The following is an 18,434-nucleotide window of genomic DNA, read 5'->3' as shown; positions in this document are numbered from 1 at the left end:
GTGCTTGCCCTTGTGTCCGATCTCGTGCACCTTCGCGGGATCCGTGAATATGCCGCTTGCGGCATCCTTGACGACGGCGTCCTCTTCCCAGGACCCTTCCCACAGCTTGTAGAGCACCTCGAGGTACTCGTCGGCCACGTCATACCGGTCGTCGTGCTCGAGCTGGTCCTCGTGCCCCATGTTCCGCGCCGCCGACGGGAGGTAGCCGGTGACGACGTTCCACCCGATGCGGCCCTTCGTGAGGTGGTCGAGCGTCGACATGCGACGAGCGAAGGGGTACGGATGCTCGTAAGCGGTCCCCGCAGTCACGCCGAACCCGAGATGCTCGGTGACATATGCCATGGCGGGAATGACGAGGAGGGGGTCATTCACGGGCACCTGAGCCCCGTTGCGGATGGCCGCCTCGTTGTTTCCGCCGTACACGTCGTACGTGCCCAGCACATCGGCGATGAAGATGCCGTCGAAGCGCCCGCGCTCCAACAGCTTCGCGAGCTCGGTCCAGTACTCGAGGTCCTTGTAATGGTCGGCGCGGTCGGCCGGATGCTTCCACAGACCGGACGTCTGGTGGGCGACGCAGTTCATGTCGAAGGCGTTGAAACGGATCTGACGTGGCATCCGTCCATGGTCGCCGACGCACATGTGCGCACCGCGCGGCGCTGCAACATTGCGTCACACGGCGCGGGTGCCCGCCAATAGGCTCGCCGTCATGACCTCCGCGCCTTCGTCCGACGCCTCTTCCGCCGGGCGTGACCGTGCGCTCGTGCTGCACGGCGGCGGCTCGGCCGGCAATGCCTGGGAGATCGGCGTCATCGCCGGACTCGCGGAAGGCGAGCTGGTCGCGACGGATGCCGATCTCATCGTCGGCACCTCTGCCGGCGCAACCGCCGCGGCGCAGATCACCGCTGCCGATCCTGCCGGGCTGTTGGCGGACATCCTCTCCGCTGATCCGCCGCAGCCGGGCCGACCGCAGGGCCCCGGCGCGAGTGGTGGACGACCTCCCGTGAACCACCTGGAGCGCACGAACCGCATCATCGCCGCCTCGACCGATGCCGCCGACATGCGACGCAACCTGGGCGCCGCTGCCCTCGAACTGGATGCCGCATCCGACGGCTCCTGGTCGACCCGATGGCGCGAGATCACAGCGCGCAGACTGCCCAGCCACCGGTGGCCCGAGCGGACCCTCCTCATCACCGCCGTCGACGCACGCACCGGCGAACCCGTCGTGTTCGACCGGAACAGCGGCGTCGAACTGATGGATGCAGTAGCCGCGCGCACGTCCAGCGGCGATCCGTATCGCATCGGCGACGACCGCTACATCGACGGCGGCTACCGACGGAACGAGAACGCCGACCTCGCGGTCGGCTACGAGCGGGTGCTGGTGCTCTCGCCGTTCGGCGGGCGAACCCGGCATCCGCTCGAATGGCGCATGCAGCTGGCCGCGCAGATCGAGGAGCTGCGTGCGGGGGGCAGCAGGGTCGAGACGATCCTCCCCGACGCAGCGTCTCTCGACGCGTTCGGCGACGACATGATGGATCTGTCGCGCCGCCCGGCATCCGCTCGGGCCGGATACGAGCAGGGAAAGGCGGATGCCCTGCGGCTCGCCGACTTCTGGAGGTGAGCTCTAGACGGCGATGGCGTCGAGCTTCGCCTGCAGCTCCGGGTCGGTCGGCTCCACGAAGTGTGTGCCGTCGGGGAACACGACGACGGGGATGTTCGTGCGTCCGCTGATCGCGTGCGCCTTGTCGGCCTGCTCCGGGTGCGCCTCGAGGTCGATGTACTCGTAGTCAGCGCCGACTCGGTCGAGCAGCGTTTTCGAGCGGCGGCAGTCGCCGCACCACGCCGCGCCGAACATGGTGACGCGGTCGACGGGGGCTTCGGTGAGGTTCTGAGGCATGCATCCAGAGTATTGCGGATGCCTGATCGAGCGCCCGGAGCCTCAGGCTGACTCCCGCAGGACTAGTCGATGTCGCACCCGAAGCCAGTGCTTTGTGGAGGATTGCTCGTGGTTCAACAGGGAGCTAGTGATTGTTATCGCAGCCTCTGCTGCTTCGGCAATGTCAACACCGAGGGTCGTCAACTCCGGGGTGGTGTAGGTGCCTGCTGCAAGCCCGTCGATACCCACCACTCGCACGTCTTCCGGAACCCTGATGCCGTACCGATGCATCGTCTTCATGGCTCCGAAGGCGGAGTAGTCGTTGAACGCCATGATCGCGTCGGCCCTCCTCACCAACTCGATGTTCGAGGCAGTTGCTTCGGCGGCCGAGCGCACGTCGTCGCGCCCGGCCTGCAGAAGCATGACGTCGACGCCTCGGGCTGTCCACTCGTCCGCAATCAGCCGGGCACGATCGGTCAAAGGCGTGCCTGCCTCCGAGCTGTCAAGCACAAGGGGCCGGGCGGCGCCATGCGCGAGCAGATGGGTCACCGCCTCGCGAACGCCGGGCGCCACATCGAACTCGACGCCTCCCCAATACGGTCCTCCCGGCCCATGGGCCGCGTCGATGCCGATCACGGGCACGCCGGGAAGTATGACCTCGAGTTCTCCACGGCTCAGATTCACATAACCAAGGAGGGCGTCGACCTGGGGTGCCAGCGCGGACAGCAGGCCGCTCTGATTCTCGATGCGGCTCGTATCAAGGAGCACGACTGTCCAGTCCAGCCGTGCGGCGCTTGCAACGACCGCAGCTGCGAGCTCGGGGTAGTACGGATTGGCGAGGTTGTTCACCATGAGGCCCACCGACTGCTGTTCGCGCTTGACCAGCCCCCGACCGAAGCGCGACGGGCGGTAGCCGAGTGCCTTCGCTGCCTCGAGCACCCGCTCTCTCGTCTGCGGCCTGATTCCGGGCATGTCGTTCATTGCACGAGTCACCGTCTGCCGGGAGACGCCAACGGCAGACGCGATGTCGACGATCGTCGTGCGGCGGTTCATCTCCATGGCTGCCGATTGTACGGGCCGGCATCCGTCGCCAATGGCAAGGGGAGGAGGCGTCCCGTAAGGCACTTGGCCGGCAGCACAACCCTCGCCCTGCGGCTCCGCAAGTGGCTGCTGCAATCCTCCGCTGACGACACACGGCCCAGTGGATGAATCACTGACGATGTCTTGACAGCCCCCTTAAGGGGTGCAATCTTTGTCCCACGTCGTGAACGTTCACGAAGCCGTGGACCGCGACACAGCGCCGCTCAGATTTCCCGTAATCGGGAAGCTCGCCGGTGCCGGCGGGTACGGTCTCTGACCGGCCCATCCTCAGAACTCAGAGTCGAGAAGCGAGGGGCTTATGGCTGCACTTTCACGGAGATCGTTATTGGCCGGTACCACGGGACTGGGCCTTCTCGCCCTTGCCGGTGGCCTTACCGGATGCGCATCCCAGATCTCGGTGTCGACCGACCCCAAGGAATTGGTGCTTTGGTACTGGAACCGGTCCATGGGACCCGGTGTGCTCAAGCAGGCGTCGAGCGGTATCCCGGGTACAAACAAGTTCCTCGTCTCACAACAACCCCCCAATTCCAACTGGGACACAAAGCTCCGAACGAGCCTTGCCGGGCACGCCTTCGTCCCCGATATCTCCGCGATCAACTCCAACGTCTCGTTGTACTTTCCCGACGAGTCGATGTTCATCGATATGAATCAGTTCGGTGCGCAAGACGTGAAGGATCGCTACTTCCCCTGGAAGTGGGACTACGGCGTCACCCCAAGCGGCCGGATGTGCTTCTTCCCGATCGACAGCGGACCAACCGGCTTCTACTACCGGTACGACATTTTCGCCAAAGCGGGTCTGCCCTCCGAGCCGGAAGCCGTATCCGCATCGATCCGTACCTGGGATGACTGGATCGAGTTCGGACGGAAGCTCAAGGCGAACCTGGGAAGCCACATGCTGATGGACTCCTACCAACTCTTCACCCAGATAATCAACGCTTCACCGGAGCGCTACTTCACGCGCGAGGGCAAACCGCTCTACATGAACTCCACTTCTACGATCCGCGATGCGTGGGACATCACGGTCAGGGCCATCAAGGCCGGCGTCCTCGGCAACCAGCAACTCGCCACGGACCAGAACGCAGCATGGATCAGCGGAAAGACCGCTGGGCATATCGAGGCCGTGTGGTGGGCACAGATCCTGCTCAGCACCGCGCCGGCGACCAAGGGCAAATGGCGGCTGGCATCGCAGCCGGTCAGGGCCGGCAACAGCGGCGGCTCGTTCCTCGCAATCCCGGACACCTGCAAGGATCCGGAGGCCGCGTACAAGTTCATCACCTGGTCCCAGACCGCTGCTCATCAGGCACAGACGTACAACGAGGTGCAGCTCTTCCCTTCGACCCCCGAGGCGTTGACCAGCGGAATCATGAAGGATGCCAGCCGCGGCTTCTTCGGACCGCAGAACTCTCTCGACTTCTTCAAGAAACAAGCTGCAACGGTGCCCACCGCCTTCGTCTCGCCCTACGAGCAGATCGCGAACTTCTTCACCACAGAAATCACCAACGTCGAAGCCGGAGGAAAAGATCCCGACCGGGCGTGGGACGACGCCGTAACCCAAACAAACCGAGTCCTTCAGAAGCATGGGGTGAATCTATGACCGCACAGATGACCGGGATTCCTCTTCGGGCAAAGCCCCGTAATACCCCGATCGCCGTCCTCAAGAAGCCTTCGGCACGACGGTTCTGGCCCCAATACCTAGCCATCGCCCCGTTCTACATCCTGTTCCTAGTCTTCGGCGCCTTCCCGGTCGTCTTCTCCATCGTCATCTCGTTCACGGACTGGGACGGTATGGGCGCTATGAAGTTCGTTGGACTCAACCAGTACCTTTACCTGGTTGCGGATCCGATCTTCTGGCAGTCAGTCGGTAACACGTTCATCATCTGGTTCTTGTCAACGGTGCCCATGCTTTTCCTGGCGCTGGTAATAGCCTTCTTGCTGCATCAGAACTTGCGGATGAAGTCGTTCTATCGGGTGGCGTTCTTCATTCCCAACGTCACATCGATGGTCGCGATGGCGATCGTGTTCGGATCGGTGTTCTCCGACCAGTTCGGCCTCGCAAACTCGTTCCTTCAGTGGATCGGAGGGACGAACGCCGGAGTGCAATGGTTGTCGGACCCGTGGGGAATCAAAGTCACAATCGCCATCATGGTGATCTGGCGCTACACCGGCTACAACGCCATCATCTATCTCGCTGGGCTCCAGGCCATCTCGACCGAGCTCTACGACTCCGCACGAGTCGACGGCGCAGGCACATGGCGCATCTTCTCCCGGATCACGGTCCCCCTTCTGCGCCCCGTCATCCTCTTTACGGTCATCACCTCAACCATCGGCGGCCTCTCACTCTTCACGGAGCCCCAGGTCTTGCTCGGGAACAACGGTGGCACCAACAACGCCGGTATGACGATCGTTCTCTACCAGTACAACCAAGCGTTCACTCACTTCGACTTCGGCTACGGTTCGGCAATCGCGTGGGCACTCTTCGTGCTCGTGCTGCTATTCGCCATCGTCAACTGGCGACTGGTCAACGGACGCAAAGAGAACGAGTTCGGAGTGGTAGCACCCGGCATGTTCACCCGATGGGCGGAACACAAGAAGACGAAGAAGGAGGCAGCAAGGTGACCGCCGTAGTTCAGCCGCTGAACACCGAAGTCAATCGCAACGACGCCAAGAGCGAAGGGCGATCCGAGCGCAAGAAGCAGCTGATCCGGCGACTTGTCACCCACGCATGTATCTGGGTCGGCGTGCTTCTTTCACTGTTCCCTTTCTATTGGCTCTTCGCCATGTCGACCCAAAGCACGGCCCAAATCTTCGGATACCCGCCGGACCTCCTACCGAGCAATCAGCTCTGGACCAACATCAAGGGCGTCCTCGGGAGCGTCGACCTCTTGCGGGCACTGCTGAACTCGTTCATCGTCTCCGGGGCATTAGCGCTCTTGGTAATGTTCTTCGACTCATTAGCCGCCTTCACCTTTGCCAAGTACGACTTCCCCGGGAAAAAGGTACTGTTCGGCGTTTTGCTCACTACGTTCCTGATCCCGGGCAGTCTCTCCCTGGTGCCGAGTTTCGTACTGATGAGCAAGCTCGGCTGGGTCGGAGGGCTCCAGGCGCTGATCATCCCCGGCGCGGCGAACGCCTTCGGCATCTTCCTGCTGCGGCAGTTCTTCGAATCATCGCTGCCTAACGAACTTGTCGAGTCGGCGCGAATAGACGGCGCCGGCTTCTTCCGCACCTACTGGAGCATCGGCCTGCCCATGGTCCGAGGAGGCATCGCCTTCCTGGGCATCTTCACCTTTATCGGCGCATGGAACGATTACGTATGGCCGCTGGTCGTGTTGGTGAATCCCGGAACCCAGACGGTGCAGACTGCGCTGGCCGCTTTGAATACTCAGTACTCGACGAACTACGGCTGGGTGATGGCTGGAGCACTGATCAGCGTCCTACCCCTGATCGCGATCTTCATCATCGGATCCAGGCACTTCATTGCCAATATCGCTGCCGGCGCCGTCAAGGGCTGACCTCAATCCTGAAACGCATAGACCGCTCACCCCGCACACGCGCCGGGGACGCACTGGACCTGTGCATCCCCGGCGCGAGTCGAGAGCGACCGGACCGGTCGGCTCAGCCGCGCGGCGCGAGCGTCACGTACTGGCCGGCGTCGCCCGGGCTCTGCTGGGTGAGCCGGAATCGGCCCTGCTGGAACTCGAGCGCGAGACCGGTGTTGCGGTTCACGAGCCGGTAGGTGGTCGAGCCGGCCAGCGACGTGCCGTTCGTGGCCACCCGCTGGAGGTACCACTGATCGCTTCCGCCCGTGGAGCCGAGGCTGCTCGAGGTCATCGGCTTCCCGTTCGGCTGCTGTGCGCCGACGGTGGCGGCCGCGCCCATCGCACGCTGGGCGACGATGCCGTCGCCCGCGATCTGCAGGTCTTCCCCGGTCGCCGGGTTCACGAGACGGAAGAACCCGCTGTTCTGAGTCGGCGAGTTCGGGTCGGCGACCGGAACGAGCTGCCATGACGACGAGCTCGTCGCCACCCCGTCACCACCGACGAGCGAGGGCCCACCGTTGGCATTCACGGCCTTGCCGCCGACGCGCACGATGTAAGAGCCGTCGGTGCTCACGGCGTTGCCTTCGGTGTCGCTCGGCACGTACTCCTTGCTCACGACCGTCTGGTTGGTCGCCTCCGTCTGGTCGATGTCGACGACCTTGCCGGAGAGGTCCGAGACGGTGAGGAAGGAACGGCCCGTGACGTTCTGGTTCGTCAGGCTGCCGTCGTCGAGCGACGTGAGGTAGCCGCCGTTGGAGCCGGCGGGCATCAGTCCGACGACCTTCCACGAGTTCGGGTCGCCGAGGTCGGCGGTCTCGTACACGTTGCCGTCGTATCCCACGATGCGGTACTCGCCGGAGTAGGCGTTGTAGCTGATCGCCGACTCGTTGTTCGCCGCGGGCAGGTAGATGTGCCCGCTCGTCGGGTCCTTGTAGTACGCGCTGTTCGTCATGAGGTCGACGGTCTGCGAGACGCCCGTGCTCGGGTCGGCCTGCGTGACGTAGATGCCACCGGTCACCGTCTTGACGCCGTTCACCCAGACGTCGTCGACGGCCTTGATGGTCATGTCCTGACCGGTCACCGGATCGGTGTAGGTCACGGTGCGGTCGGGTGCCGACTGGCCGGTCGCGTTGTTCACGATCGTGTGCGCCAGCGTGTTGGCCGTGTACGTGTTGCCCGAGGCATCCGAGAAGACGATCAGGTGGTCGCTCTGCACCTTCGCCGCCTCGTACGAGGCCGAGGCGTTCGCTCCGGAGCCGGTCCAGGCGATCTTGTCGGTCGCCGGGTCGTACGACACGCCCAGTCCGCCGACGGAGTTGACGTTGCCGTCGATCCCGCCGATGCCCGGCTGGGACCATGAGCCGTTGTACCACTTCTGCCAGGTTCCGGATGCCATGCCGCCGCTGATCGGCGCACGCGCCATCTCGGTCCAGCTGGCCAGCGTCGACGACGCGGGCTTCTTGTAGATCTTGACGTTGTAGGTGATGTAGAAGTACCCGGACGAGTAGTCGATGAAGAGGCGGCAGCCCGAGTTGCCGAACGGGTACGACGTGCCGGGGGACGCCTTGGCGTCGATGACCTGGTCGTCGTCCCATCCCGAGGTGAGCGCCGGTCCGGCGTACTGCCAGGAGGCACCGTCATCCTTCGACGTCGCCAGCAAGATGCGGTTGTTGTGGTGCCCGGTGGAGATCTTCTGCGCGATCGTCGCGTCGGCGCCCTTGGTCTGCCACGGGTCGAACTGGTACTCGTCGTTCAGCAGCGCGTGCCAGGTGCCCGCCGGGTCGACCCACACGCCGATGACGTCGCAGTGGTCGTCCTGCTGCGGCGACGGGATGGGGTGGGCGGCATCCTTGTCGAGCTGGTAGCAGATGCTGCCTGGCGTCTTGTAGAAGGCATCCGCCACGGTCTTCTGGGTGGTGGTGCCCATTCCCGCGGTCACGGCGCCCAGGTCGGTGTTCGTGAACGTGTTCGCCCAGCCCTGCTTCGGGTCGTCGGCGTAGCCGGTGTAGCCGTTGGTCCAGTGGAACCGGCCGTCCTTGTCGACGAAGGCCGAGCCGGCGATGTCGGAGAGCAGGCCGCCGTTCAGCGTGCCTGTGTGGGCCGCGGTGTAGGCGGGTGGTGTGACGGCGGGGTCCGCGTAGCCCGCCGCAGGCACGGCGGCGAGCGCGGCGGTGGTCGCGATGGCGAGTGGAGCGAGCACGCGGACGCGTGCCGGCACGCGTCGTCGCGGGCCGGTTCTGTGGAGCATGTGCTTTCCTTTCGTCTGACTTGCTATCGGTGTATTCGGGCTTCGGGCGGCGGGAATGCCGGCTGGATGCCGTCACGCCACGTCGGGGTTGACCTCCTGGCTCGGCGCGGGCGCTTGCTCGCGCTCCGCCTCGAGAGCGAACACGATGGGCACGCGGGCCTCGCGCGGCACCGGGATCGAGATGGTCTGGTCGTCGAGCCGGGCGAACTCGACCTCTTCTCCCGTGGCGAGTGCACGCACGGAACGGATGCTCGTGCCCGCCGGAGCCTGCGGCTTGATCACGCCGGAGACGGGCATCCTGGTGACGATCGCGTAGGTCGCGCCGGTATCGGCGTTCTGCGTGTAGTACCCCCAGCCGGGATAGTCCCAGCCGGGCGCCATGCCGCAGCCGTGGATCGCCTCGCCGTTCGCGCGCATCCAGTCGCCGATCTCGCGGGCGATCTCGACCTCGAACGCGGGCAGCGCACCGTCGCCCATCGGGCCGAAGTTGAGCAGCAGGTTGCCGCTCAGGCTCACGGCGTGTGCGAGCTGCTCGATGAGCTCGGCCGGCTGCTTGCGCGTCGCGGCGACCGCCGCGCTCGCGTGGTGACCCCACGAGTTCTGCGGGATGGTCATGCACGCTTCCCAGTCGTGCTCGGCCATCGAGCGGTCCCATGGGTCGGGCAGCCGGCGCTCGTAGCCGCTGAAGAAGTCGCCCATCAGATCGCCGTTGGAGTCGCGGTGCCGCGCACCGTTCTCGTCGGCGCGCAACCTGCTGTTGACCAGCACGCCGGGGATGAGTTCCTTGAGCATCCGCTCGACTTCGAGCGTCCACCCTCCATTCGCCTTGACCGACTCGTCCCACGTGCCGTCGAACCAGAACCCGCGCACGGTCGGATACCGCGTCGCCAGCTCACGCAGCTGGTTCTGCGCGAACGTGAGGAAGCGGGCGAAGGATGCCTCGTCATCCGCCGACTCGATGCGGTACCGCCAGTCGGGGTGGTGCCAGTCGAGCACGGAGTAGTAGAGGTGCACGGCGATGCCCTCCGCCTCGTACGCGGCGACGATCTCGCCGAGCAGGTCGCGGCCGTGCGGAGTGGCGGCGACGGTGGTGTCGCTGTACTCGCTCGGCCACAGGCAGAACCCGTCGTGGTGCTTCGCGGTGACGGTGACGTACCTGGCGCCCATCGCCTTCGCGGTGCGCGCCCACTCGGCGGCGTCGAAGCGGTCGACGGTGAAATCGGCGGCCAGGGCCTGCCAGTCCGCGTCGGGGATGTTCGCCGACTTCGGCAGGAACTCCGCGGCGAAGTCGTACGTCTCGCCGCGCCAGACGCCCGCGGGCAACGCGTAGAGGCCCCAGTGGATGAACTGCCCGAACCGGTCGCGCCGGAACGCCCGCATGGTGGGGTCGTCACGCCGCTGCGTGGTCTGCGCGCCGTACTTCAGCTGCATTGTGGCGGATCTCCTCTGCATAGTCAGTTGGCGGTATCCCGTTCAGGTCGCAGTTTCTGTCGCTATCGGCACGCGATAACGACAGAAACTGCGACCTGAGCGAGATGGGCACGAGGTCACAGGTTCGCGGCCCGTGGCCCGGTGTGGTGGTCCCACGGCACGAAGGTGGCGAGGTCGCACTCCGCGGAGCGGCCGCTCGCCCAGTGCACCCGCACCGTGGTGTCGTCGACACCGACCTCGGCGGCGGATGCCCAGGCATCCAAGTGCCCGTCACTCGCCTTCGTCAACACGTGCAGCGTGACGAAGACGCTGAGTCCTGCACCGCACCGGCCGAACAGCACCGGTGTGGTCGAGCGCTCGCCCATCGCGTTCGCGCCGCTGTGCTCGACGATCGCGGCCTCGTCCCAGCCGTGCAGGCCGACGACGGCGGCCGTCACCTCGTCCGCGCCGCGTGCCCACGCGGACTTGCCCTCCACCGCGCTCGTCGGCGGCACCGGCGCGGCGACGGCGAAGCCGCCTTCCCGCACCCGGTACACCTGCGGTGACTGCACCAAGTGCGCTCGCACCTCGTACGGCCCGTCGAGGAACGACACCGTGGTGACGGCGCATCCGTCGAAGAGCCGACGACCGAGCTGCGGCAGATGCACCGAGCCGGCGACATCGCCTTCCACCCTGGTCGCGCGCAGGGCGCTGCGCCTGCTCGCGTTGCCCTCGTCGTCGATCAGCGCTACGTGCGAGTCGACGTCGTCGGCCCACGCCTGCGCGGTTCCCGGCGCCGTGTGCGTGGAGTAGGCGAATTTCGCGTAGTGCGGGTCGTCGCCGTCCACGTCGTCACCGACGGACAGCCACGCGTGGTCGCTGCCGTGATTCACGAGGCGCACGATGCCGTCGTCCTGGGCCGAGAGCAGCCATCCGGTCTCCGGCATGCCCGCCTGGAACGCGGCGCCGTCGGTCGGCTGCTCCTCTTCCACCGCGGTCCACGCCGGGGCTTCCGCTGGCAGCACCAGCCCGAGGAATCCGATGCCGGCGAGGTACGGAGAGCCGAAGCCGCTGTACGCCTGGCACATCGGCTCGAACGGGTCGTACCAGCCGAGGCTGAGCGGACCGTCGACGCCGACGCCCTTCTCCGTGAAGCGGGAGAGCACTCCGGATGCCAGCCGTCGCGTCGTCCCCGGAGTGAGCGGATTCACGCCGCTGAGCTCGGCGCACCACAAGGACGCCAGGACAGCCGTGCGGTACGTGAGCGACCTGCCCACGTGCAGCACGGACCCGTCCCTCGCGAAGAAGCGCGAGTGCGACGCGACGAACTCGGACAGCCGCTGAAGGTGACGCTCACCGTCGGGCGTGTGCACGGCATCGTTCATGCGGTACCACGCCCACAGGTAGGGGTGGATCGCCCACGCATTGTAGTAGTCGATGGAGTGCTCAGGGCCGTCGGTGTACCAGCCGTCGCCGAGGTACCAGGACTCCACGCGTGCCACGTTGCGGCGCCCGGTCGTGCCGGTGACATCCTCACCGACGGAGCGCAGGAATCCCTCCGCCATGGCGGGGAACAACTGCCAGTTGTTCTGCCACACCTCCGCTCGCGCGTGGTGCAGCAGCCAGTCGGCGAGCTGCCGCTGCTCCGGCCTCGTGAGGTTGTCCCACAGCCGCTCGCGGGTCAGGTGCAGGCCGAACGCGATGTTCGCCGCCTCGACGATCGAGTTCGTCACCCCGGCGAGCGGGGTGCGGCAGGTCACGCCCCTCGGCCACTCCTCGGCTCCGCCCGGCCGGGTCCCGGCCAGCAGCGCCCGCGAGTACCACTCGAGGTGCTCGTCGGCGACGGGGTCGGAGTCGGCCGCGCCGGCGATGCGCGGAGCGGCGAGCAGGAAGGACCTACCCACCGTCTCCATGCACTCGCGGCGCACGCCGTCGCCCGTCACCCGCCCGGGCAGGCGCGTCATGGCGCCCTCCGCGCTGGAGTACCTGCGCACCTGCCCGAGCCAGTGGTCGGCCGTCGCCAGCCAGTGCTCACGACCCCAGCCGGTAAAGGGCGACAGGTTGCGGTCATCCGGTGGCAGGAAGACGGATGACGGCGCCGGCGCCACGATCAGGACTTCTTCTTCGACTTCGACAGGACCTTCTGGTACTCCGACCGGATCTGGTCGCCGCCGCTGGACTTCCAGGTGGCGATCGCGTTCTTCAGGTCGGCGAGTGAGCTGCGGCCGGCGACGTAGTTGTTGACGGCGTCGCTCATCGCCTGCGAGAGCGTCAGGCCTTTCTGCGCCTGCGTTGGGCTGAACAGGCCCTGCGTCGGGTCTGCCACGCCCAGCGGGATGAGCTTGGGGTACGTCTCGTGCAGCGTCTTGATCGCGTCGGGGAACTGCGGCGAGTACAGCGCGTTCGGACCGGCAGCGAGGTACTTCCACGGAACGGCGGTGTCGAGCGCCGCCTGGGCCGTCGGGGTGGGGTTCCCGTTGCCGTCGAGCGTGTAGTCGGTGCCTTCGACGCCGTAGTTCATCAGCAGGTACTCCTCGCTGCCGAACGGCGCCGCGAGGAAGTTGGCCACCTGCAGCACGAGCTTGATGTGGCTGGCGCTGCCCTTCTTGACCATCGTCCAGGCGAAGTCGATGTTGTCCAGCCACACCATGGCCTTGCCGCCGTGCGCGCTGAACGGCAGGAAGGGCGTCGCCTTGTTCGCGGGGTTCGCCGCGGGCAGCGTCTGCTGATAGCCGCCCACCTTGCCGTACGCCGGAAGCCCGTCGTAGATCTGGGCGACCTTGCCGGAGATGAAGGCATCCTGCATCTGCTGCTTGGTCCAGCCCTCGCTTCCGGGGGCGATCGCGCCGGCGGCGTGCATCTTCTGCACGAAGCTGATCGCCTCGAGCCACTGCGGCGTCTCGTAGTCCTTGACGAGCTTGCCGTTCTGCTCGGTCCAGTTGTAGGGCACGTGGAAGATGTGCAGGAACGGCGGGAGCCCGAAGTTCGTGCTGCCGAATGCCCACTGGTTCGCGCCGGAGAGCTGCTTCGCGAGCGCGAGGTAGTCATCCGAGCTCTTGATGGTGCTCGTGTCGGTGACGCCGGCCTTCGCGAAGTAGGTCTGGTTGATGAAGCCGGAACCGCCGGTCATGCTGCGCGGGATGGGCAGCCCGTAGAGCTTGCCGTTCTGCACCGTCTGCTTCCAGAACACCTGAGGGATGTCCGCCAGGTTCGGGTACGCGTTGACCTTGCTGCCGGCGAGGTACGGGGTGAGGTCCTCGCAGGAGGACTCCAGGAACCCGATGATGTCGGGGATGGCCGCACCGTCGTTCAGCATGAGGTCGGGCAGGTTGCCGCCTGCGATGACGGTGTTGAGCTTGGTGTCGAAGTCGCCGCTGGAGACCGCGGTGATGTCGACGGTGCCGCCGAGGCGCTTCTCGATCTCCTGCCACGCGGGGTTGCTGGAGCGGCCGGTGGGCGGCGGTCCGAAGATGTTCGTGATGCCGGTGACCGTCTGGCCCTTCATGAACGGGCTCTTCACTGAGCGGTAGGGGTTCTTCGGGTAGTTGAAGAACGCGGGCGGAACGCCCTGGGCGGTCGCCGCCAGGTCGGGCGTTGCGCCCTTGACCGCCGCGTAGTTCGGCAGCGTGGCGTTGGAGACGTTTCCGGCCTTGAGCGTGCTCTGCGCGCCGCAGCCGGCGAGCGAACCCGCGGTGACGACCGCGAGCGCGCCGAGCGCCGTGTAGGAGAGGAAAGCACGCCGAGTCGTCGTGGCGACCATCGGAGGCTCCTTTCTTCGTGTGTTGGGGATGGGTGGGTGGTGCAGGGGTGACCGTGTCAGCCCTTGACGGCGCCGGTGAGGACGCCCTTGGTGAAGTACTTCTGCAGGAACGGGTAGACGAGCAGGATCGGGACGAGGCTGATCACGACGACGGCCATCTGAATGGCCTGCGACGGTGCGGAGATCTCGCCGGCGGTGGCGGTGTTCAGCGGTGAGCCGAGCAGCACGTACTGGCGGAGGATCATCGCGAGCGGCCACTTGTCGCTGTTGAGGTAGAGCATCGCGTTGAAGAACGCGTTCCAGTACGCGACCGCGTAGAACAGTCCGACGACGGCGAGCACGCCCTTGGACAGCGGCAGCACGACCGTGGTGAGGATGCGGAAGTCGCCTGCACCGTCGATCCGTGCCGCCTCGAAGAGCTCCTGCGGCAGGTTCATGAAGAACGAGCGCACGACCACGAGGTTGAACGCGGAGATCAGCACCGGAAGGATCAGCGACGCGTAGCTGTCGAGCAGGCCGAGCTGCTTGACCATGAGGAAGCTCGGGATGATCCCGGGGCTGAACAGCATGGTGAACAGGGCGACGAGCAGGATGAACTTGCCGAACACGAGGTCGCGGCGCGAGAGCCCGTAGGCCATGCCGACGGTGGCGGCCAGGGACAGGATGGTGCCGACGACGGTGATGACGATGCTGCGCAGCAGGGCCGCGGTGACGACACCGCCGGCGAAGATCGTCTGGTACGCGGCGAGGGTGGGATGCAGCGGGAACAGCACGAGTCCGTTCGCGTTCGCGATGTCGGTGCTGTCCGACAGGCTGGTGGAGATCACCGTCAGGAACGGGTAGATGGTCAGCACGGCGATCACGACGATGGCGATCACCTTGCCGACCCGGCCGATGGCCGAGGGCTTCTCCATCCAGGTGGGGCGGGCATCCACGCTGCTCTTGCGCGGCGGGCGCGGCGTGCGCGCGGTTCGTACGGGCTGCACTGCCGGTGTCTCACTTGCCACTGGAGTAGACCCCTTCCTGCCCGAACCAGTGGGCGACCTTGTTCGCGCCGAGCACGAGCGCGAGCCCGACGACGCCCTTGACGAGACCGACGGCGGCGGCGGGCCCCCATTGGCCGTCCTGGATGCCGTGGAAGTAGACCCACGTGTCGAGCACCTCGCCCGCGCCGGGCCCGACGTTGTTGCGCTGGAGCACGATCTGCTCGAAGCCGACCGACAGGATGCTGCCGAGGTTGAGGATGAACAGCAGGATGATCACGGGCATGATCCCGGGAATGGTGATCTTCCACAGCCGCGTCCACGGGCCCGCCCCGTCGACCGCGGCCGCCTCGTACAGCTCCTGGTCGATGTTCATCAGCGCCGCGAGGAAGATGATCGTGCCCCACCCGGTGTCTTTCCAGATCTCCTGGACGGTGACGAGGAAGGGGAAGAACCACGGCGTGGTCATGGCATCCCATTGCGGCAGCCCGAGCATGTGCAGCAGGTTCGGCACGACTCCGGATGCTCCCAGCACCTGGCTGAAGATCGAGACGATGATCACCCAGCCGAGGAAGTGCGGCAGGTAGACGACGCTCTGCACGAACTTGCGCACCTTGCCCGACACGATGCTGTTGAGCAGCAGCGCCAGCATGATCGGCACCGGGAAGAACAGCACGAGCTGCAACGAGGTGATCACCAGCGTGTTGCGCAGTGCCTGCCAGAAGGTGGCGTCGGCGAAGATCGAGAGGAAGTTGTCGAACCCCGCCCACGAGCTGTTGATGAAGCCGAGATAGGGCTGGTAGTTCTCGAACGCGATGATGTTGCCCGGTAGCGGCAGGTAGTGGAACAGCACGAAGTAGATGAAGCCGGGCGCGATCAGCAGCAGCATCACCTTGTCGCGCTTGATCCGCTGCCACAGAGTCTTCTTACGCACGGCGGGTCGGGCAGCACGCTCGCGCACGCGCCGCGAAGCACGGTCCTCGGCGGCCGGGCGCGCGGTTTCGGATCGCGTGCCGTCGTCCGCAACGGACTGGCTGTAGCTGCTCATTCGGGTTCCCTATCCGAGAGCTCCAAAAAGGAAGCGTCGTTGGTTCGCTTGGCCGCCTGCTCGGCGCCAGGTACCCGACACCGATAGTAAGCGGTTTCTTTCGGATGAAAGTACCTGACGCCTTTCGTGCTGTCAACGAGAGGGGCGAATTTGCCAGAATCGTGCTCGTTACGCGCATTCTCGCGGAATGTCGGCCGAGACTTGCGCATCCGATAGGTAGTTCGATTACAGTAAGCGATTACTACGTGGCTCGGAGAGGACGAACCGAAGATGGACGAGGGCGCCCGAATGCCGGCGATTCTTGCGATGAGCGAGGCGTCGCTCGCCGAGGTGTTCTCCACCCGTGCCCTCGCCCGGCTGGAGCGCGCGGTCGAGCTCATCGGATCGCGACCGATCGTCGAGTTCGACTCGCCGGCATCCCGAGCAGCGCTGGCGAAGGCGCGCATCATGATCACCGGCTGGAACCCGCCGCGCGTGGACGGAAAGGTCATCGACGCAGCCCCGAACCTGCACGCGATCGTGCACTCGGCCGGGACGGTGAAGACGTTCCTGTCCGAGGACGTGCTGCTGCGCGGCATCCGCGTCTCCAGCTGCGCTGCGGCGAACGCGATCCCGGTCGCCGAGTTCACGTTCGCGTCGATCGTGTTCGGCCTGAAGCGAGCCGGCCGTTTCTCCGCGCGGCTGCGCGAGACGCACTCCGCCAGGGACGCGACGGGTATGCCGCCGATCGGCGCAAGCGGCGTCACGATCGGCCTGGTCGGCGCGTCGCGGGTCGGGCGCGAAGTGGTGCGCCTGCTGCGCAACATCGACGTACGCATCCTGGTGAGCGACCCGTACCTGCCGCATGCGGAGGCATCCGCTCTGGGGATCGAGCTCACCACGCTCGACGACCTCTGCCGCCGAAGCGACGTGCTGAGCCTGCACGCGCCACTGACTGCGGAGACCCGCGGATTGATCGGGGAACGGCAGCTGGCGCTGCTGCACGACGGCGCCGTCGTCATCAACACGGCCCGCGGGCAGCTGATCGACACGGTGGCGCTCACCGCCCAGCTCGTCTCCGGGCGACTGGATGCCTACCTCGATGTGACGGATCCCGAGCCGCTTCCCGAGGACTCGCCCCTGTACGAGCTGCCGAACGTCACGCTCACGCCGCACATCGCCGGCGCGCTCGGAAACGAGGTGGTGCGACTCGGCGACCTGGCCGTCGACGAGATCGAGCGGCTGGTGTTCGGCGCGCCGCTGCAGCATGAGATCCGCCACGCCGACCTGGCGAGGATCGCGTAGGCCATGCTGACGGGATGGCGCATGAGGACCTGGGCCATGCTGGGGACGACGACAAGGCGGGGAGACGCATGAGCACCGAGGAAGCGACGCGGGGCAGGAGCCCGGCGAGCAGGATGCCCACGATCGACGATGTCGCGCAGCGCGCCGAGGTGTCGACGGCGACTGTCTCCCGGGTGCTGAACGGCAACTATCCGGTGGCGAAGGCCACGCGCGACAGGGTGCTGCAGGCCGTCGCAGAACTGCGGTACACGGCCAACGCGCACGCCAGAGCGCTCGCGAACGCCGCCACCCGCACCGTCGGCATCATCGTCAACGACGTGGTCGATCCGTTCTTCTCCTACATCGTTCGGGGTGTCGAGCAGGAGGCCGCTCTCAACGACCGGCTCTGCATCGTCGCCGCCGCGCGCAGCAGCCGCGACCAGGAGCTCGAGCTCATCGACCGCATGCGTGAGCAGCGGGCGGACGCCGTGATCGTGGTCGGCGGGGCGATGCACGACGAGGGGCTGCGCCGCAAGATGGCCGACCGCGCACGTGCACTGGCCGACGTCGGTTCGGTGCTGGTACTGTGCGGGCGCCCGTCGCTGGGCGAGTCGGTGCCGACCAAGATGGTGGGCTACGACAACGAGGGCGGGGCGTTCGCACTCACCGAGCACCTCATCGCGCAGGGGCACCGGCGCATTCTCTACCTCGGCGGCCCTCCCGGCCTCTCCACGACCACCTCGCGCCTCCAGGGCTACCGCAGGGCGCTGATCGCTCGCGGCATCGAGCCCACCGACGAGCTGGTGCACGAGGGCGCGTTCGGCCGTCAGTTCGGCTACACGCACATGCAGCAGATCCTGAAGTCCGAGCTGGAGTACACGGCCGTGTTCGCGGCGAACGACCTCGTCGCCGCCGGCGCGCTGGAAGCGCTGACCGAGGCGGGCATCCGTGTTCCCGACGACGTCTCGCTGGTCGGATACGACGACATCCCGCAGTCGTTCGAGTTGCGTCCCAAGCTCACCACCGTGCACGTGCCGCTGGAGGAGATGGGCCGCGAGTCGGTGCGCATCGCGATGCGGCACGAGGATGCCTTCGGCCGGCACGCCGCGAACGAGGTCATCGTCGGCACACACGTCGTGGTGCGCGAGTCGGTCGCGCCGCCGCGCGCACAGTAACGAACGTCCACCACCACATCTCAAGGAGGAGAAA

At 66.1% G+C, this 18,434-nt stretch carries 15 protein-coding genes; 6 read left to right on the top strand and 9 right to left on the bottom strand.

Annotated elements, in window-relative coordinates; translation table 11 throughout:
* Positions 1-615 (bottom strand): NtaA/DmoA family FMN-dependent monooxygenase (locus tag ACTHNC_RS14260; protein WP_440295274.1); only part of this gene is annotated, 615 nt, incomplete at its 3' end.
* Positions 616-706: 91 nt separating this feature from the next.
* On the opposite strand from ACTHNC_RS14260, the gene ACTHNC_RS14255 reads away from it, so the two are divergent.
* Positions 707-1,618, top strand: a complete 912-nt coding sequence (locus ACTHNC_RS14255) for a patatin-like phospholipase family protein (RefSeq protein ID WP_440295273.1) — start codon at positions 707-709, stop codon at positions 1,616-1,618.
* A 3-nt stretch (positions 1,619-1,621) separates the two neighbouring features.
* On the opposite strand, the gene ACTHNC_RS14250 is transcribed toward ACTHNC_RS14255, so the two are convergent.
* Entirely contained in the window at positions 1,622-1,894 is a 273-nt protein-coding gene (locus tag ACTHNC_RS14250) for a glutaredoxin family protein (RefSeq protein ID WP_440295272.1), read from the bottom strand.
* A gap of 42 nt (positions 1,895-1,936) precedes the next feature.
* Positions 1,937-2,932 carry a LacI family DNA-binding transcriptional regulator gene (locus ACTHNC_RS14245; protein ID WP_440295271.1) on the bottom strand — a complete coding sequence of 332 codons (996 nt, stop codon included), beginning with the start codon at positions 2,930-2,932 and terminating at the stop codon, positions 1,937-1,939.
* A gap of 367 nt (positions 2,933-3,299) precedes the next feature.
* On the opposite strand from ACTHNC_RS14245, the gene ACTHNC_RS14240 reads away from it, so the two are divergent.
* Genes ACTHNC_RS14240 through ACTHNC_RS14230 form a run of 3 tightly spaced genes read left to right on the top strand, consistent with a single transcriptional unit; the run spans position 3,300 to position 6,486 of the window.
* Positions 3,300-4,568, top strand: a complete 1,269-nt coding sequence (locus ACTHNC_RS14240; protein WP_440295270.1) for an ABC transporter substrate-binding protein — start codon at positions 3,300-3,302, stop codon at positions 4,566-4,568.
* Positions 4,565-5,590, top strand: a complete 1,026-nt coding sequence (locus ACTHNC_RS14235; protein ID WP_440295269.1) for a carbohydrate ABC transporter permease — start codon at positions 4,565-4,567, stop codon at positions 5,588-5,590. Before ACTHNC_RS14240 ends, ACTHNC_RS14235 begins: the two co-directional genes overlap by 4 nt.
* Positions 5,587-6,486: a carbohydrate ABC transporter permease gene (locus ACTHNC_RS14230; protein WP_440295268.1), complete on the top strand. Its 900-nt coding sequence runs from the start codon at positions 5,587-5,589 to the stop codon at positions 6,484-6,486. Before ACTHNC_RS14235 ends, ACTHNC_RS14230 begins: the two co-directional genes overlap by 4 nt.
* A gap of 103 nt (positions 6,487-6,589) precedes the next feature.
* Here ACTHNC_RS14230 and ACTHNC_RS14225 read toward each other — a convergent pair whose 3' ends face one another.
* The 6 genes from ACTHNC_RS14225 to ACTHNC_RS14200 form a co-directional block, all read right to left on the bottom strand.
* Entirely contained in the window at positions 6,590-8,761 is a 2,172-nt protein-coding gene (locus ACTHNC_RS14225; protein WP_440295267.1) for a hypothetical protein, read from the bottom strand.
* A 72-nt stretch (positions 8,762-8,833) separates the two neighbouring features.
* Complete coding sequence (locus tag ACTHNC_RS14220; protein WP_440295266.1) at positions 8,834-10,192, bottom strand: alpha-L-fucosidase; 1,359 nt, start codon at positions 10,190-10,192, stop codon at positions 8,834-8,836.
* A 116-nt stretch (positions 10,193-10,308) separates the two neighbouring features.
* Positions 10,309-12,279, bottom strand: coding sequence for a DUF2264 domain-containing protein (locus ACTHNC_RS14215; protein WP_440295265.1), 1,971 nt, complete (start codon positions 12,277-12,279; stop codon positions 10,309-10,311).
* A 2-nt stretch (positions 12,280-12,281) separates the two neighbouring features.
* Positions 12,282-13,931, bottom strand: a complete 1,650-nt coding sequence (locus ACTHNC_RS14210) for an extracellular solute-binding protein (protein ID WP_440295264.1) — start codon at positions 13,929-13,931, stop codon at positions 12,282-12,284.
* 56 nt (positions 13,932-13,987) lie between these two features.
* The gene (locus tag ACTHNC_RS14205; protein ID WP_440295275.1) at positions 13,988-14,845 is read right to left on the bottom strand and encodes a carbohydrate ABC transporter permease; all 858 of its coding nucleotides are present in this window, start codon (positions 14,843-14,845) and stop codon (positions 13,988-13,990) included.
* 82 nt (positions 14,846-14,927) lie between these two features.
* Positions 14,928-15,962: an ABC transporter permease gene (locus ACTHNC_RS14200; protein WP_440295263.1), complete on the bottom strand. Its 1,035-nt coding sequence runs from the start codon at positions 15,960-15,962 to the stop codon at positions 14,928-14,930.
* Positions 15,963-16,250: 288 nt separating this feature from the next.
* Here ACTHNC_RS14200 and ACTHNC_RS14195 point away from each other — a divergent pair, with 288 nt between their 5' ends.
* Both ACTHNC_RS14195 and ACTHNC_RS14190 read left to right on the top strand, forming a co-directional pair.
* Positions 16,251-17,246, top strand: coding sequence for a hydroxyacid dehydrogenase (locus ACTHNC_RS14195; protein ID WP_440295262.1), 996 nt, complete (start codon positions 16,251-16,253; stop codon positions 17,244-17,246).
* A 68-nt stretch (positions 17,247-17,314) separates the two neighbouring features.
* Complete coding sequence (locus tag ACTHNC_RS14190; protein WP_440295261.1) at positions 17,315-18,400, top strand: LacI family DNA-binding transcriptional regulator; 1,086 nt, start codon at positions 17,315-17,317, stop codon at positions 18,398-18,400.
* Positions 18,401-18,434: the final 34 nt, after the last annotated feature.

Origin of the sequence: Humibacter sp. (assembly GCF_051954055.1) — a bacterium.
Classification (GTDB): Bacteria; Actinomycetota; Actinomycetes; order Actinomycetales; family Microbacteriaceae; genus Humibacter.
The sequence above is the reverse complement of the archived record's forward strand: the minus strand, read 5'-3'. Positions and strand labels throughout refer to the sequence as shown.